This is a genomic window from Wohlfahrtiimonas larvae, from assembly GCF_002006755.1.
Classification (GTDB): Bacteria; Pseudomonadota; Gammaproteobacteria; order Cardiobacteriales; family Wohlfahrtiimonadaceae; genus Wohlfahrtiimonas; species Wohlfahrtiimonas larvae.
In genome coordinates, this window is record NZ_MVDO01000248.1 from 1 (window position 1) to 13,162 (window position 13,162).

The following is a 13,162-nucleotide window of genomic DNA, read 5'->3' on the forward strand; positions in this document are numbered from 1 at the left end:
TTTTCTGGATTAGCTCACCAATATAATACAAGCTTTCTGCTTTCAAACAATTTGCTGAACGTACAGTTAACTCAAGATCATCTACTGAACGTAATAAGATCGGATCGATTTCGCATACTGGCTCTTCTTTCTCTTCTACTACATCAGGTTTTGATTTCAGATCAACAAATACTGCTAATTGTTCATGCAAAATTGTTGCTGCCGCACGAATTGCTTTCTCTGGATCTAAACTACCATTGGTTTCAAGATTAATAACCAAGCGATCTAAGTTAGTTCTTTGTTCAACACGAGCAGTGTCTACTTTATAGCTAACAGTTCTCACTGGGCTAAAAGAAGCATCGATCTTGAAGTTGCCAATTTTCTGTGTTGAATCAGAAGCTGATTCACGAGCACCTACTGGCTGATAACCACGACCATTTTCAACTTTTAAACGAAGCTTCAAAGAGCCTTGAGCTGTCAAGTTAGCGATCACATAATCAGGATTAAAAATCTCTACATTATGAGGAACCACTAAATCTTTAGCCGTCACAGGACCCTCACCAGATTTCTCTAGTGTTAAGTATGCTTCATCAGCATCGTGAAGTGATAAAGAAATTCCTTTAAGATTCAAAAGAAGATCTATTACGTCTTCATACATTCCTGGCACCGCTGTGTATTCTTTTTGAACACCTTCAATTTCACATTCAGTGATTGCCGCACCGGGCATTGAAGATAATAAAATACGACGCAAAGCGTTACCAAGAGTATGGCCAAAGCCACGCTCTAAAGGCTCAAGCGAGACTTCAGAACGTGTAGGACTAATTGTTTTTATATCAACAATCTTTGGCGTTAATAATTCATGTACAGCCATAATAAATATTCACCTAGATATTAACGTTAATCAATAATATTACTTAGAATACAATTCAACTACTAGTGATTCATTAATGTCTGCTGGTAAGTCGCTACGATCAGGGATACGCTTGTATGTACCTTCCATTTTAGAAGGTTCGATAGCCAACCAGTCAACAAAACCGTTGCTCTCAGCCAATTGCATAGCGTATTTAACACGTGTTTGCTGTTTTGCTTTTTCTGAAACAGAAATTACATCTTCTGCTTTCAACTGGTATGAAGGAATGTTAACAATTTTACCATTCACTAATACCGCTCTATGAGAAACCAATTGTCTAGCCTCTGCACGAGTTACTGCAAAACCCATACGATAAACTACGTTATCCAAACGGCATTCTAAGATTTGCAATAAATTCTCACCAGTTGAGCCTTTACGACGCGCAGCTTCTGCATAGTAAGATCTAAATTGTTTCTCTAATACACCATAAATACGACGTAACTTTTGCTTCTCGCGAAGCTGTTCACCATAAACTGACAACTTCTTAGGACGAGCACCGTGCTGACCAGGCGCTTTGTCATGAAGCTTAGTTTTTGATTCAAAAGGACGAGCAGGTGATTTTAAGAAAAGATCCGTGCCTTCTCTTCTTTCTAATTTACATTTAGGACCAATATAACGTGCCATTTAAATACTCCAATTATACTCTACGTTTCTTAGGTGGACGACAACCATTATGAGGAATTGGTGTTACGTCAACGATAGATGTGATTTTGTACCCTAAAGCATTTAATGCACGTACCGCAGATTCACGACCTGGGCCTGGACCATTAACTTCAACGTCAAGATTTTTCAAACCATACTCTTTAGCTGTAGTACCTGCTCTTTCTGCTGCAACTTGTGCCGCAAAAGGAGTAGATTTTCTAGAGCCACGGAAACCAGAACCACCAGATGTAGCCCAAGATAACGCGTTACCTTGACGATCTGTAATAGTTACGATTGTATTATTGAACGATGCATGTATGTGTGCGACACCGTCTACAACAGTTCTTCTAACACGCTTACGTGTTTTTACTGAAGGTTTTGCCATCACTAATTCCTATAAATTTTTATTTCTTAACTAAACGTCTTGGGCCTTTACGAGTGCGGGCATTCGTTTTGGTGCGTTGTCCGCGTACAGGTAAACCACGACGATGTCTGATACCACGGTAACAACCAAGATCCATTAGTCTTTTAATACTCATTGACACTTCACGACGAAGGTCACCCTCTACTACGAATTGCGCTACTTGCGCACGTAGTGCTTCAACTTGATCGTCAGTCAATTCATTGACCTTAGTTGTTGGATCAACTTGTGCATTTTGACAAATTGCTTTTGCGCGCGTGGCACCGATGCCATAAATGGACTGCAAAGCAATAATAACATGTTTTTTGAGCGGTAAGTTTACACCTGCTATACGTGCCATATGTTATGAAACTCCGAAATTTTTTGTTTTATGACCAAGGGGTGGAATTCTATACTGTTTTTCAGAATTCCACAAATTTAATTATCCTTGACGTTGCTTATGACGTCCATCTTCACAGATAACTCTAATAACACCATGGCGTTTAATGATTTTGCATTTTCTGCAAATTCTTTTTACTGATGCTCTAACTTTCATAAAAACTCCTAATCGAGAATATTTTAGATTGAAGGCGGTTTGCCATTTAAAGCATTGCTAATATTGGCTTTTTTCATCAACGATGAATACTGTTGAGATACCAACTGAGCTTGAACTTGAGCAATTAAGTCCATGACAACTACAACCGCAATCAGAATAGAAGTACCACCAAAATAACTTGGGAAATTAAAAATTGCGCCTAACATATCTGGTAATAAACAGATTGCTGTAATATACAACGCACCCCAAAGTGTAATTCTAGTTAATACTTTATCAAAAAACTGAGAAGTTTGAATTCCTGGGCGAATGCCTGGAATGAAACCACCAGAACGCTTTAAGTTTTCAGCTGTTTCTTTTGAGTTAAACTGAATTGCAGTATAAAAGAAGCAGAAGAAAATAATTAAAGCAGCAAATAAAATCATATAAGCTGGTTGACCTGGTGTGAAATACTTAACACCATAGTTGCCGATTTTCTGGAAGAATTGACTTGCAAAAAATGAGAACTTTTGTAAACCAGACATAGGACCATCAACAACCTGTACTTCAATCTTAGCCAGTGCTGCTGAAATTGTGTAAACGAAAGACAAGAATGCCGAGCCGAAAATTGCTGGAATAACACCTGCCATATTCAATTTCAATGGAAGATGTGTTGTTTGCCCACCAATTGACATTTGGCGCCCTTGTTGTTTTCTTGCATAATTGATCGTAATACGGCGTTGACCGCGTTCAATAAATACAACCAACAACACTATCGCCATAACAAATAAGATTACAAAGACAACTTTTAAATATGCAAGCGTAGTACCTTCTGTACGAGCCGTATCAAATAATGCACTTACGCCTGTTGGCATACCCATCAAGATACTAGCAAAGATAATCATAGAAATACCATTACCTACGCCTCTTTCAGAAATTTGCTCACCCAACCACATCAAGAAAATTGTACCTGTAATCCAAGTAATAACAGCCAACAAGACAAAGTTAAAAGCTGGAATCATAACGATACTTGCGTTAAATCCTAAGGAACCATTAACAATACCAAATGCATATGCTGTACCTTGCGCTGCAGCAAAAACAATAGTGAGATAACGAGTATATTGCGTTATCTTACGACGCCCTGCTTGGCCTTCTTTTTTAATTTGTTCAAGTGGTGGGTATACCACACTCAGCATCTGAATAACAATAGATGCTGTAATATATGGCATAACCCCTAGCATAAAAATCGACATCCTTTCAAATGCGCCACCTGAAAACAGGTTCATCATCGCACTTAAACCTTGGCCTTCACCTGGCTGTGTCATTTGATCCATTAATAAAGGAACATTGATCCCAGGGACTGTGATATGTACACCTAAACGGTAAACAATCAAAGCCAACATCAAAAATAAAAAACGAGATTTTAATTCTGATAAGTTGCCAAGCTGAGGAAGTTGATTATTTTTCATACTATATCTTTATTCGTTGATTGTTCCACCTGCCGCCAAGATTGCTTCCTTAGCACCTTTTGTAACCGCTAAACCATTAATTGTTACTGCGCGGTCAATTGTACCTGAAAGAACAATTTTTGCTCTTTCAAATTTACCAGCAATTACATTAGATGATTTTAACGCGATCAAATCAATCTCATTACCTTGTACTTTTGCCAATGCAGACAAAGGAACTTCAGCTGTTTTCAAAGAGATTTGAGAAACGAAGCCAACTTTTGGAAGACGACGTTGTAAAGGCATCTGACCGCCTTCAAAGCCAACTTTATGGTAACCACCCGAACGTGAGTGCTGACCTTTATGACCACGACCAGCTGTTTTACCCAAGCCAGAACCAATACCACGTCCAAGACGTTTCTTAGCTTTACGGCTACCTTCTGTACTAGTTAAAGTGTTTAAATGCATTATTTCACCTATTTTTCAGAAACTTTCAATAAATAGGACACTTTATTAATCATCCCTCTGTTTTCTGGCGTATCTTGAACTTCAACAGTATGATTAATTTTTCTTAATCCTAAACCACGCACACAATCTTTATGTGACTGCAGACGACCATTGGTACTTTTAACCAAAGTAACAGTAATAGTACTCATGAATTACTCCTTAATGTCTTCAACTGAAAGACCACGCTTAGCAGCGATATCTTCAGGTGATTTCATAGAGCATAATCCTTCGATTGTTGCGCGAACAACGTTGATAGGATTACGTGAATTTTGACACTTAGCCAAAACATCTTTAACACCAGCAACTTCAAACACAGCACGCATTGCGCCACCAGCGATAACGCCAGTACCTTCAGATGCAGGTTGCATATAAACACGCGCAGCACCATGAATACCAGTTACTGGATATTGCAATGTACCGTTTGTTAAAGCAACTTCTTTAATATTTTTGCGAGCTTGCTCTACTGACTTCTGGATTGCCAAAGGAACTTCTTTAGCTTTACCATATCCAAAACCTACGCGACCATTACCATCACCTACTACTGTCAAAGCAGCAAATGCGAATTGACGACCACCTTTAACTGTTTTAGATACACGATTTACTGCAACAAGCTTTTCTTGAAATGCATCCGCTTGTGCTGCAACGTTTGTATTTTCTGATTTCTTTGCCATATCAAATCCCTATTAGAATTGTAAGCCAGCTTCGCGAGCTGAATCTGCCAATGCTTTAATGCGTCCGTGGTATTGGAAACCTGCACGATCAAAAGCAACAGATGTAATATTTGCTTTCAATGCACGTTCTGCAACAACTTTACCAACAACTTGAGCTGCACCAATATTTCCACCGTTCTGGATTTGAGCACGTACTTCTTTATCTAAAGTAGATGCTGCCGCCAAAATATTTTTACCGCATGGAGAAATTACTTGAGCATAGATATGACGAGGCGTTCTAAAAATAGTCAAACGTGTCGCACCGATTTCTCTAATTTTTGCTCTAGCCTTACGACTACGACGTAGTCTAGCTTCTTTTTTTACGTTCATAATCACCTACTTTTTCTTAACTTCTTTCAATGAAACAACTTCATCAGCATAACGTACACCTTTACCCTTATAAGGCTCTGGCGGTCTATAAGCACGTACTTTTGCTGCTACTTCGCCAACTGCTTGTTTATCAACACCACGGATGATAATTTCAGTTTGTGAAGGAGTTTCACAAGTTACACCTTCAGGCATTGCATGAACGACTGGGTGAGAAAAACCTAATGTAAGATTCAATGCTGAACCTTGCGCCTGCGCACGATAACCAACACCAACTAAAAGCAATTTCTTTTCGAAACCTGCTGACACGCCGATAACCATATTGTTAACCAACGAACGCATAGTTCCAGCTAAAGCATAACTACCCTTAGTTTGATCCAAATCAGGAACAATGACTAAGTTACCATCTTCTTGCTTAATACCAACTGCAGAATGCAATTGTAATTCACTTGAGCCTTTAGCGCCCTTAACTTTCACCAAGTTACCTGTGATAGATACTTCAACACCAGCAGGAATTGGAATAATTTTCTTTGCTACACGAGACATTTCCTACTCCTTATGCTACGAAACAAATTACTTCACCACCTAAGGACATAGCTCTTGCTTTACGATCTGTCATCAAACCTTTAGAGGTAGAAATAATCGCAATACCCAAGCCACCCAATACTGATGGAAGTTGATCTTTACTTCTGTAGATACGAAGGCTAGGACGGCTTACGCGATCCAAAGTCTCGATTACAGCTTTACCTTGATAATATTTCAATGTAATAGATAAAGTCTTTTTAGCACCTTCAGCTGTTACTTCAAAACCAGAAATATAACCTTCATCTTTTAATACTTTTGCAATTGCTTCTTTCTTAGTAGAAGAAGGCATCGCTACAGTTTCTTTTTGTGCAGATTGTGCGTTACGAATTCTCGTTAACATATCTGCAATCGGATCATGCATACTCATGAATTATCTCCTCAATTACCAACTTGCTTTACGTAAGCCTGGGATGTCACCGCGCATAGTAATTTCGCGCAATTTATTACGACCCAAACCAAATTTGCTGTACACACCATGTGGACGACCAGTGATCGAACAACGTGAATGTTTACGTGAAGCAGAAGAGTCACGAGGCATTTTTTGCAAAGCAATAACCGCAGCTTGTTTTTCTTCAAAGCTTACAGTTTCACTTTTAATAATATCTTTTAAGCGATTGCGCTTAGCTTGCAATCTTTCAACCAATTTCGCTCTTTTGAGCTCACGATTGATCATTGATTTTTTTGCCATAGTATTACCTATTAATTACGGAATGGGAAACCAAATGCAGCAATCAAAGCTTTTGCTTCTGCATCAGTTTTTGCAGTTGTCGTAAAGTTAATGTCCATACCACGTAATGCATCAACTTTTTCATAATCGATTTCTGGGAAAATGATTTGCTCTTTGATACCGAAGCTATAGTTACCACGACCATCAAATGAACGACCATTAATACCACGGAAGTCACGTACACGTGGCAACGAGATATTGATCAAACGATCCAAAAACTCATACATATGAGCACGACGTAAAGTCACTTTACAACCTACAGGCCAACCATCACGGATTTTAAAACCAGCGATTGATTTTTTAGACAATGTTACAACTGGCTTTTGACCAGCAATTGCCGCCATATCAGCTACTGCAGAATCCATTACTTTTTTATCAGCAACAGCTTCACCAACACCCATATTCAAGGTAATTTTAGTGATTTTTGGTACTTCCATTGGATTTTTATATCCAAATTGTTCCATTAATTTTGGAACAACTACATCACTGTAGTATTGATTTAATCTTGTCATAAAATTAATCCTAGCCAAACGGATATATTAAAGAAATGCATCCTATTCAGCGACTGTTAAAACAAACACTCTCATAGACATACATCTATGAGAGTAGAGCACAATACAATAACAGAAAAATTAGGGATTAGCCAATTTTTTTGTTAGTTGATTTAAAAAATCTTTCTCTTGTGAAAGTATTTTTACCGTTTGCATCTGTTGTAGCAGTTACTTCGATACGAACACGATCACCTTTCTTAGTTTCTGGATTGAAGATCATAACGTTAGAAATATGGATTGTTGCTTCCTGTTCTACGCGACCACCTTCGATACCACGTTGAGGGTTTGGTTTAACATGTTTAATTTTTTTGTTAACACCCGCAACTAAAACTCTTGAGCCGTCTTTAGTAATTGAAACGATATGACCAGTTTTACCTTTGTCATTACCAGCAATTACTACAACTTCATCACCTTTACGTAATTTATTCATGTTCTCACCTTAAATTACTTCTGGAGCCAAAGAGATGATCTTCATGAAACGATCACCACGAAGCTCGCGAGTTACTGGTCCAAAAATACGTGTACCAATTGGTTCAAATTTTGAGTTCAACAATACAGCAGCATTGCCATCAAATTTTACCAATGAACCGTCATCACGACGCACGCCTTTACGTGTTCTAACAACTAATGCATTGTAGATTTCACCTTTCTTCGCACGACCACGTGGAATAGCATCTTTAACAGATACTTTGATGATGTCACCAACACCAGCATAACGACGATGTGAACCGCCCAAAACTTTGATACACATCAAGCGCTTTGCACCTGAGTTATCAGCAACTTCAAGCATAGATTGAGTTTGAATCATTTCACTAACCTCTTGCTTCTTCGATCACTTTAACCAATTCCCAAGATTTTAACTTAGACATTGGACGTGATTGTTTAATTTCAACTAAATCACCCGCTTTACAGATGTTATTTTCATCATGCGCATGAAACTTTGTAGAACGCTTAATGTATTTACCATAAATTGGGTGCTTTACTAAACGCTCAACCAATACCGTAATTGTTTTATCCATCTTATCAGATGAAACACGACCAACTACTGTACGCTCAACTTTTTGTTTAACTTCAGACATTATTCACCTGCCTTTTGTGCTAAAACTGTGTTGATTTGAGCAATTTGCTTACGAGTTGCTTTAAACTGATGTGGCTTTTCCAACTGACCAGTCGCTTTTTGCATACGTAAGTTAAACTGTGCTTTACGCAATTCTAAACGCTCAGCTTTTAACTCTTCAACACTCTTAGCAGATAATGTTTCCATAAAATTATTACTCATAATCATCACCTTATAGTACTGTTCTAGCAACAAATGTTGTTTGAACAGCTAATTTAGCAGCCGCTAAACGGAAAGCTTCGCGCGCAACATCTTCAGCAACGCCTTCGATTTCGTATAACATTCTGCCTGGTTGAACCTTAGCTACCCAATATTCAACGTTACCCTTACCACTACCCATACGAACTTCTAAAGGTTTATTAGTAATTGGCACATCTGGGAATACACGGATATAAACTTTACCACCACGACGAACGTAACGGTTGATTGCACGACGCGCAGATTCGATCTGACGCGCTGTGATACGACCACGTGTCGTAGCTTTTAAGCCGAATTCACCAAAGCTAACTTGATTACCAGCAAGTGCGTTACCGCGGTTGCGGCCTTTACGCATTTTTCTAAATTTTGTACGTTTAGGCTGTAACATAATTATTCACCTCTCTTTTTAGAGCGACGACCTTTCTCTGGCTGCTCATCAGCTTTTTGATAGTCGAATACTTCACCCTTGTAGATCCAAACTTTGATACCAAGGATACCGTAAGTAGTTAAAGCTTCAGCTGTACCATAGTCGATGTTTGCACGCAATGTATGCAATGGCACACGGCCTTCACGATACCATTCCATACGAGCAATTTCTGCACCATTCAAACGACCAGAAACATTAACACGAATACCTTCTGCACCTAACTTCATAGTATTAGTTACAGCACGCTTCATCGCACGACGGAACATCACACGACGCTCTAATTGCTGAGCAATACCTTCTGCAACCAAATATGCATCTAATTCAGGCTTCTTGATTTCTTCAATCGCTACGTGCACAGGACAACCCATGATTTTAGTTAACTGTGTACGTAATTTTTCGATATCCTCACCTTTTTTACCAATCACAACACCAGGACGAGCTGTAAAGATCGTTACTTGTGCTGATTTACTTGGACGAGTGATTTGGATTTTAGAAACCGCTGCGCTTGCTAATTCTTTACGAAGAAATTCACGAGCTCTGAAATCTGCTTCGATAAACTCAGGAAATTCTTTGCTATTTGCATACCAACGTGAATTCCAATCTTTAGAGATACCTAAACGAATTCCGGTTGGATTAACTTTTTGACCCATTATAGTCTCCCTTATTCTGCTACTGTGATCGCAACATGACTTGTGCGTTTAAGGATGCGGCTACCGCGACCTTTTGCACGTGCTCTCATGCGCTTAAGAACAGGACCAGCGTCAACCATAACTGCTTGTACTTTCAAGCCGTCGATATCTAATGCTTGATTATTTTCCGCATTAGCAATCGCTGAGTTCAACACTTTCTTCATGATATCAGCTGCTTTCTTATCGCTGAATTCCAAAAGAGCTAAAGCACGCTCAACTGGTAAACCACGAATTTGATCAGCAACTAAGCGCGCCTTCTGAGGAGAGATACGCGCAAATTTTAATGTAGCTGTTTGCATAATAAACTCCTATCGCGCTTTTTTATCTGCAACGTGACCACGATAAGTACGAGTAAGTGCAAACTCACCCAACTTATGACCGATCATGTTTTCAGTAATTAAAATCGGAACATGCACTTTACCGTTGTGCACTGCAATTGTTAGACCAATCATTTCAGGAAGGATCATTGAGCGACGTGACCAAGTTTTGATTGGCTTGCGGCTTTTAGAAGCAATAGCTTCTTCAACTTTCTTCATTAAGTGATGATCGATAAATGGGCCTTTCTTAATAGAACGTGGCATAAATTATCCTTTATCTTACTTATTACGATGACGAACAATAAACTTATCAGTACGTTTATTGCTTCTTGTTTTGTAACCTTTAGTTGGCACACCCCATGGAGTAACAGGATGACGACCACCTTTACTACGGCCTTCACCACCACCGTGAGGGTGATCTACCGGGTTCATACACGCACCGCGAACTGTAGGACGAACACCTAACCAACGTTTTGCACCAGCTTTACCCAATACGCGCAAGCTGTGTTCGCCGTTAGAAACTTCACCTAAAGTTGCCTTACAATCAACATGAACGCGACGCATTTCGCCAGAGCGTAAACGCAATGTTACGAATTGACCTTCACGAGCAACCAATTGAACACCTGCACCAGCTGAACGAGCCAACTGAGCACCTTTACCTTCTTTCAATTCGATACAATGAATTGTAGAACCTACAGGAATATTACGGAGAGGCAATGCATTACCAGGTTTAATTGGCGCACCAGAACCTGACAACAATACCGCACCTTCACTCACACCTTTAGGTGCAATGATGTAACGACGCTCACCATCTGCATAACACAATAAAGCGATATGTGCAGTACGGTTAGGATCGTATTCAATACGCTCAACACGCGCAGGAATATTATCTTTATCACGCTTAAAGTCAACGATACGATAGTGTTGCTTATGACCACCACCAATGTGACGAGTTGTGATACGACCATTATTATTACGACCGCCAGTTTTTGACTTGCTGTCTAACAATGGAGCGTATGGAGCGCCTTTATGCAAACCAGGCGTCACAATTTTAATCATATTGCGACGGCCAGCTGATGTTGGCTTAGTCTTAACAATTGCCATTATGCACCACCTACAAAATCAATAGTTTGTCCATCAGCTAAAGTAACATATGCTTTCTTCCAATCTTGTCTTTGACCAACAAAACGACCTAAACGTTTTTGCTTGCCATTTTGAATTGCAACTGTTACAGCGCTAACTTTAACGTTAAAGCTCAATTCTACTGCTTGCTTAATTTCAAGCTTAGTAGCGTCTTTCAATACTTTAAAACAGATTTGACCAGCCGTTTCTTCTAAACGAGCCGTTTTTTCTGACGCGTGAGGCGCAAGAATAATCTGCATCAAACGTTCTTCTTTCATACTCATGCTAACCACTCCGCTACAGATGTTAATGCTTCTTGAGTCATAACAACTTTTTCAAATTGGATTAGGCTTACTGGATCAATACCTGCTGCATCAATAACTTGAACATATGGCAAGTTACGAGTCGCTAAGTATAAAGGCAAATCAATCGCTTGAGTTACTAACAATGCGTTGTTACCTACATTTAAATCCTGAAGCATTTTTAAAGCTGCTTTAGTTTTTGACTCAGCCAATTCAATTTTATCTACAATAACCAAACGATCTTGTCTAATTAATTCAGAAAAAATTGATGCAATAGCTGCACGATACATTTTCTTGTTAACTTTTTGTTCCCAATTTTGTGGTTTAGCAGCAAAAGTTACGCCACCAGAACGCCAGATTGGACTACGTGAAGAACCAGAACGCGCACGACCTGTACCTTTTTGTCTCCATGGCTTAATACCACCACCAGCAACTTCAGCACGAGTTTTTTGAGCACGAGTACCAGCGCGACCAGCTGCTTGATACGCTACAACTACTTGATGAACAAGAGTTTCATTAAATTCACGAGCAAAGATTGAATCTTCTACTGCAATCGTTGAACCATTTTTAATATTTAATTCCATTGATTACCCCTTTGCCTTAACTGAAGGTTTGATAATCACGTTACCGCCTTTAGCTCCAGGTACTGCACCCTTAACTAAAACGATATTTCTTTCAGCATCAATACGTACGATTTCTAAGTTCAATGCTGTACGCTTAACGGCACCCATGTGACCTGTCATCTTCTTACCTTTGAAAACACGACCAGGATCTTGACATTGCCCGATAGAACCAGGAACACGATGTGATAATGAGTTACCGTGAGAATTTCTTTGACCAGCAAAGTTCCAACGCTTAATAGTACCAGCAAAACCTTTACCTTGGCTCGTACCACTTACGTCTACTTTCTGACCTTCTTCAAACACTGAAGTTGTGATTTCTTGTCCAAGCGCATATTCTGCAACATCTTCAACACGGAATTCCCACAAGCCACGACCTGCTTCCACTTTTGCTTTAGCAAAGTGACCAGCCGCCGCTTTATTAACACGACTTGCTTTTCTAACACCTGTTGTTACTTGAACAGAAGTATAACCATCTACTTGACTGTTTTTAACTTGAGTTACTCGATTAGGAGTTACTTCTAAAACAGTTACAGCGATGGATTCACCACTTTCAGTAAATACGCGAGTCATCCCCGCTTTACGTCCTACTAATCCAATTGCCATTTTAAAACCTCAATATAGATAAATTACGAGAGGAAGGTTGGCCACCTTCTTCGCCCTAGTCGATTAAATTAGGATTAACCTAATTTAATCTGAACATCAACACCTGCTGCCAAGTCTAGCTTCATCAAAGCATCAACAGTTTTTTCAGTAGGATTAATAATGTCCATCAAACGCTTATGCGTTTTTAACTCATATTGATCACGCGCATCTTTATTAACGTGCGGAGAGATCAATACTGTGAAACGCTCAGTTTTTACAGGTAATGGGATTGGTCCCTTGATTTGCGCACCTGTACGCTTAGCTGTTTCAACAATTTCTTTAGCTGATTGATCGATTAAACGATGATCAAAAGCTTTTAAACGAATACGAATTTTTTGATTGGTCATTTTTATTTCTCAAAATGATGCGCCCCAGCAGAGCGCATACTAATTAAATTGATCTATTACGCA

The 13,162-nt window shown here is 39.3% G+C and carries 27 protein-coding genes; all 27 read right to left on the minus strand.

Translation table 11 applies throughout. The features are described 5' to 3' along the window. A partial coding sequence (locus BZK14_RS12560; protein ID WP_077926806.1) for a DNA-directed RNA polymerase subunit alpha occupies positions 1-850 on the minus strand: 850 nt, incomplete at its 3' end. 39 nt (positions 851-889) lie between these two features. Next, positions 890-1,513 (minus strand): 30S ribosomal protein S4, encoded by a 624-nt coding sequence (gene rpsD / locus BZK14_RS12565; RefSeq protein ID WP_077926807.1) that lies wholly within the window; start codon positions 1,511-1,513, stop codon positions 890-892. 13 nt (positions 1,514-1,526) lie between these two features. Further along, positions 1,527-1,916, minus strand: coding sequence for a 30S ribosomal protein S11 (rpsK, locus tag BZK14_RS12570; protein ID WP_077926808.1), 390 nt, complete (start codon positions 1,914-1,916; stop codon positions 1,527-1,529). A 19-nt stretch (positions 1,917-1,935) separates the two neighbouring features. Continuing rightward, the gene (gene rpsM, locus BZK14_RS12575; RefSeq protein ID WP_077926809.1) at positions 1,936-2,292 is read right to left on the minus strand and encodes a 30S ribosomal protein S13; all 357 of its coding nucleotides are present in this window, start codon (positions 2,290-2,292) and stop codon (positions 1,936-1,938) included. Positions 2,293-2,373: 81 nt separating this feature from the next. After that, entirely contained in the window at positions 2,374-2,487 is a 114-nt protein-coding gene (rpmJ, locus tag BZK14_RS12580; protein ID WP_077926810.1) for a 50S ribosomal protein L36, read from the minus strand. Positions 2,488-2,510: 23 nt separating this feature from the next. Continuing rightward, the gene (gene secY, locus BZK14_RS12585) at positions 2,511-3,932 is read right to left on the minus strand and encodes a preprotein translocase subunit SecY (RefSeq protein ID WP_077926811.1); all 1,422 of its coding nucleotides are present in this window, start codon (positions 3,930-3,932) and stop codon (positions 2,511-2,513) included. Positions 3,933-3,941: 9 nt separating this feature from the next. Beyond that, positions 3,942-4,376: a 50S ribosomal protein L15 gene (gene rplO, locus BZK14_RS12590; protein WP_077926812.1), complete on the minus strand. Its 435-nt coding sequence runs from the start codon at positions 4,374-4,376 to the stop codon at positions 3,942-3,944. Between the two features lie 8 nt (positions 4,377-4,384). Continuing rightward, complete coding sequence (rpmD, locus tag BZK14_RS12595; protein WP_077926813.1) at positions 4,385-4,564, minus strand: 50S ribosomal protein L30; 180 nt, start codon at positions 4,562-4,564, stop codon at positions 4,385-4,387. A 3-nt stretch (positions 4,565-4,567) separates the two neighbouring features. Continuing rightward, positions 4,568-5,086, minus strand: coding sequence for a 30S ribosomal protein S5 (rpsE, locus tag BZK14_RS12600; protein WP_077926814.1), 519 nt, complete (start codon positions 5,084-5,086; stop codon positions 4,568-4,570). Between the two features lie 12 nt (positions 5,087-5,098). Further along, positions 5,099-5,455, minus strand: coding sequence for a 50S ribosomal protein L18 (gene rplR / locus BZK14_RS12605; protein ID WP_077926815.1), 357 nt, complete (start codon positions 5,453-5,455; stop codon positions 5,099-5,101). Positions 5,456-5,461: 6 nt separating this feature from the next. Then, positions 5,462-5,998: a 50S ribosomal protein L6 gene (gene rplF / locus BZK14_RS12610; RefSeq protein WP_077926816.1), complete on the minus strand. Its 537-nt coding sequence runs from the start codon at positions 5,996-5,998 to the stop codon at positions 5,462-5,464. 10 nt (positions 5,999-6,008) lie between these two features. Then, positions 6,009-6,404, minus strand: a complete 396-nt coding sequence (gene rpsH, locus BZK14_RS12615) for a 30S ribosomal protein S8 (protein ID WP_077926817.1) — start codon at positions 6,402-6,404, stop codon at positions 6,009-6,011. A gap of 15 nt (positions 6,405-6,419) precedes the next feature. Beyond that, positions 6,420-6,725 carry a 30S ribosomal protein S14 gene (gene rpsN, locus BZK14_RS12620; protein ID WP_077926818.1) on the minus strand — a complete coding sequence of 102 codons (306 nt, stop codon included), beginning with the start codon at positions 6,723-6,725 and terminating at the stop codon, positions 6,420-6,422. A gap of 11 nt (positions 6,726-6,736) precedes the next feature. Continuing rightward, positions 6,737-7,276 carry a 50S ribosomal protein L5 gene (gene rplE / locus BZK14_RS12625; RefSeq protein ID WP_077926819.1) on the minus strand — a complete coding sequence of 180 codons (540 nt, stop codon included), beginning with the start codon at positions 7,274-7,276 and terminating at the stop codon, positions 6,737-6,739. 127 nt (positions 7,277-7,403) lie between these two features. Beyond that, positions 7,404-7,745 (minus strand): 50S ribosomal protein L24, encoded by a 342-nt coding sequence (gene rplX, locus BZK14_RS12630; RefSeq protein WP_077926820.1) that lies wholly within the window; start codon positions 7,743-7,745, stop codon positions 7,404-7,406. A gap of 9 nt (positions 7,746-7,754) precedes the next feature. Then, entirely contained in the window at positions 7,755-8,123 is a 369-nt protein-coding gene (rplN, locus tag BZK14_RS12635) for a 50S ribosomal protein L14 (RefSeq protein WP_077926821.1), read from the minus strand. Positions 8,124-8,127: 4 nt separating this feature from the next. Then, positions 8,128-8,394, minus strand: coding sequence for a 30S ribosomal protein S17 (gene rpsQ / locus BZK14_RS12640; protein ID WP_077926822.1), 267 nt, complete (start codon positions 8,392-8,394; stop codon positions 8,128-8,130). After that, positions 8,394-8,579 carry a 50S ribosomal protein L29 gene (gene rpmC / locus BZK14_RS12645; RefSeq protein WP_171973733.1) on the minus strand — a complete coding sequence of 62 codons (186 nt, stop codon included), beginning with the start codon at positions 8,577-8,579 and terminating at the stop codon, positions 8,394-8,396. Before rpmC ends, rpsQ begins: the two co-directional genes overlap by 1 nt. Positions 8,580-8,604: 25 nt before the next feature. Next, positions 8,605-9,018: a 50S ribosomal protein L16 gene (gene rplP / locus BZK14_RS12650; protein ID WP_077926824.1), complete on the minus strand. Its 414-nt coding sequence runs from the start codon at positions 9,016-9,018 to the stop codon at positions 8,605-8,607. Between the two features lie 2 nt (positions 9,019-9,020). Beyond that, on the minus strand, positions 9,021-9,707 hold the full coding sequence (gene rpsC / locus BZK14_RS12655; protein WP_077926825.1) for a 30S ribosomal protein S3: 687 nt from the start codon (positions 9,705-9,707) through the stop codon (positions 9,021-9,023). An 11-nt stretch (positions 9,708-9,718) separates the two neighbouring features. After that, entirely contained in the window at positions 9,719-10,045 is a 327-nt protein-coding gene (gene rplV / locus BZK14_RS12660) for a 50S ribosomal protein L22 (protein ID WP_077926826.1), read from the minus strand. Positions 10,046-10,054: 9 nt separating this feature from the next. Next, complete coding sequence (gene rpsS / locus BZK14_RS12665) at positions 10,055-10,327, minus strand: 30S ribosomal protein S19 (RefSeq protein ID WP_077926827.1); 273 nt, start codon at positions 10,325-10,327, stop codon at positions 10,055-10,057. A 15-nt stretch (positions 10,328-10,342) separates the two neighbouring features. After that, positions 10,343-11,167: a 50S ribosomal protein L2 gene (gene rplB, locus BZK14_RS12670; protein ID WP_077926828.1), complete on the minus strand. Its 825-nt coding sequence runs from the start codon at positions 11,165-11,167 to the stop codon at positions 10,343-10,345. After that, on the minus strand, positions 11,167-11,469 hold the full coding sequence (gene rplW, locus BZK14_RS12675) for a 50S ribosomal protein L23 (RefSeq protein ID WP_077926829.1): 303 nt from the start codon (positions 11,467-11,469) through the stop codon (positions 11,167-11,169). Before rplW ends, rplB begins: the two co-directional genes overlap by 1 nt. Beyond that, complete coding sequence (gene rplD / locus BZK14_RS12680) at positions 11,466-12,071, minus strand: 50S ribosomal protein L4 (protein WP_077926830.1); 606 nt, start codon at positions 12,069-12,071, stop codon at positions 11,466-11,468. Before rplD ends, rplW begins: the two co-directional genes overlap by 4 nt. 3 nt (positions 12,072-12,074) lie before the next feature. Next, positions 12,075-12,713 (minus strand): 50S ribosomal protein L3, encoded by a 639-nt coding sequence (gene rplC / locus BZK14_RS12685; RefSeq protein WP_077926831.1) that lies wholly within the window; start codon positions 12,711-12,713, stop codon positions 12,075-12,077. A gap of 74 nt (positions 12,714-12,787) precedes the next feature. Further along, positions 12,788-13,099 (minus strand): 30S ribosomal protein S10, encoded by a 312-nt coding sequence (gene rpsJ / locus BZK14_RS12690; RefSeq protein ID WP_077926832.1) that lies wholly within the window; start codon positions 13,097-13,099, stop codon positions 12,788-12,790. Positions 13,100-13,162: the final 63 nt, after the last annotated feature.

Coding starts and splice junctions, on each gene's coding strand:
- rplB (WP_077926828.1), bottom strand. CDS start 11,167: ATGGCAATTGTTAAGACTAAGCCAACATCAGCTGGCCGTCGCAATATG.
- rpmD (WP_077926813.1), bottom strand. CDS start 4,564: ATGAGTACTATTACTGTTACTTTGGTTAAAAGTACCAATGGTCGTCTG.
- rplW (WP_077926829.1), bottom strand. CDS start 11,469: ATGAGTATGAAAGAAGAACGTTTGATGCAGATTATTCTTGCGCCTCAC.
- rpmJ (WP_077926810.1), bottom strand. CDS start 2,487: ATGAAAGTTAGAGCATCAGTAAAAAGAATTTGCAGAAAATGCAAAATC.
- rplO (WP_077926812.1), bottom strand. CDS start 4,376: ATGCATTTAAACACTTTAACTAGTACAGAAGGTAGCCGTAAAGCTAAG.
- rpsE (WP_077926814.1), bottom strand. CDS start 5,086: ATGGCAAAGAAATCAGAAAATACAAACGTTGCAGCACAAGCGGATGCA.
- rpmC (WP_171973733.1), bottom strand. CDS start 8,579: ATGGAAACATTATCTGCTAAGAGTGTTGAAGAGTTAAAAGCTGAGCGT.
- rplN (WP_077926821.1), bottom strand. CDS start 8,123: ATGATTCAAACTCAATCTATGCTTGAAGTTGCTGATAACTCAGGTGCA.
- rplP (WP_077926824.1), bottom strand. CDS start 9,018: ATGTTACAGCCTAAACGTACAAAATTTAGAAAAATGCGTAAAGGCCGC.
- rpsN (WP_077926818.1), bottom strand. CDS start 6,725: ATGGCAAAAAAATCAATGATCAATCGTGAGCTCAAAAGAGCGAAATTG.
- rpsC (WP_077926825.1), bottom strand. CDS start 9,707: ATGGGTCAAAAAGTTAATCCAACCGGAATTCGTTTAGGTATCTCTAAA.
- rpsK (WP_077926808.1), bottom strand. CDS start 1,916: ATGGCAAAACCTTCAGTAAAAACACGTAAGCGTGTTAGAAGAACTGTT.
- rpsQ (WP_077926822.1), bottom strand. CDS start 8,394: ATGTCTGAAGTTAAACAAAAAGTTGAGCGTACAGTAGTTGGTCGTGTT.
- rpsS (WP_077926827.1), bottom strand. CDS start 10,327: ATGCCACGTTCTATTAAGAAAGGCCCATTTATCGATCATCACTTAATG.
- rplV (WP_077926826.1), bottom strand. CDS start 10,045: ATGCAAACAGCTACATTAAAATTTGCGCGTATCTCTCCTCAGAAGGCG.
- secY (WP_077926811.1), bottom strand. CDS start 3,932: ATGAAAAATAATCAACTTCCTCAGCTTGGCAACTTATCAGAATTAAAA.
- rplX (WP_077926820.1), bottom strand. CDS start 7,745: ATGAATAAATTACGTAAAGGTGATGAAGTTGTAGTAATTGCTGGTAAT.
- rplE (WP_077926819.1), bottom strand. CDS start 7,276: ATGACAAGATTAAATCAATACTACAGTGATGTAGTTGTTCCAAAATTA.
- rpsJ (WP_077926832.1), bottom strand. CDS start 13,099: ATGACCAATCAAAAAATTCGTATTCGTTTAAAAGCTTTTGATCATCGT.
- rplD (WP_077926830.1), bottom strand. CDS start 12,071: ATGGAATTAAATATTAAAAATGGTTCAACGATTGCAGTAGAAGATTCA.
- rpsD (WP_077926807.1), bottom strand. CDS start 1,513: ATGGCACGTTATATTGGTCCTAAATGTAAATTAGAAAGAAGAGAAGGC.
- rplC (WP_077926831.1), bottom strand. CDS start 12,713: ATGGCAATTGGATTAGTAGGACGTAAAGCGGGGATGACTCGCGTATTT.
- rpsM (WP_077926809.1), bottom strand. CDS start 2,292: ATGGCACGTATAGCAGGTGTAAACTTACCGCTCAAAAAACATGTTATT.
- rplR (WP_077926815.1), bottom strand. CDS start 5,455: ATGAACGTAAAAAAAGAAGCTAGACTACGTCGTAGTCGTAAGGCTAGA.
- rplF (WP_077926816.1), bottom strand. CDS start 5,998: ATGTCTCGTGTAGCAAAGAAAATTATTCCAATTCCTGCTGGTGTTGAA.
- rpsH (WP_077926817.1), bottom strand. CDS start 6,404: ATGAGTATGCATGATCCGATTGCAGATATGTTAACGAGAATTCGTAAC.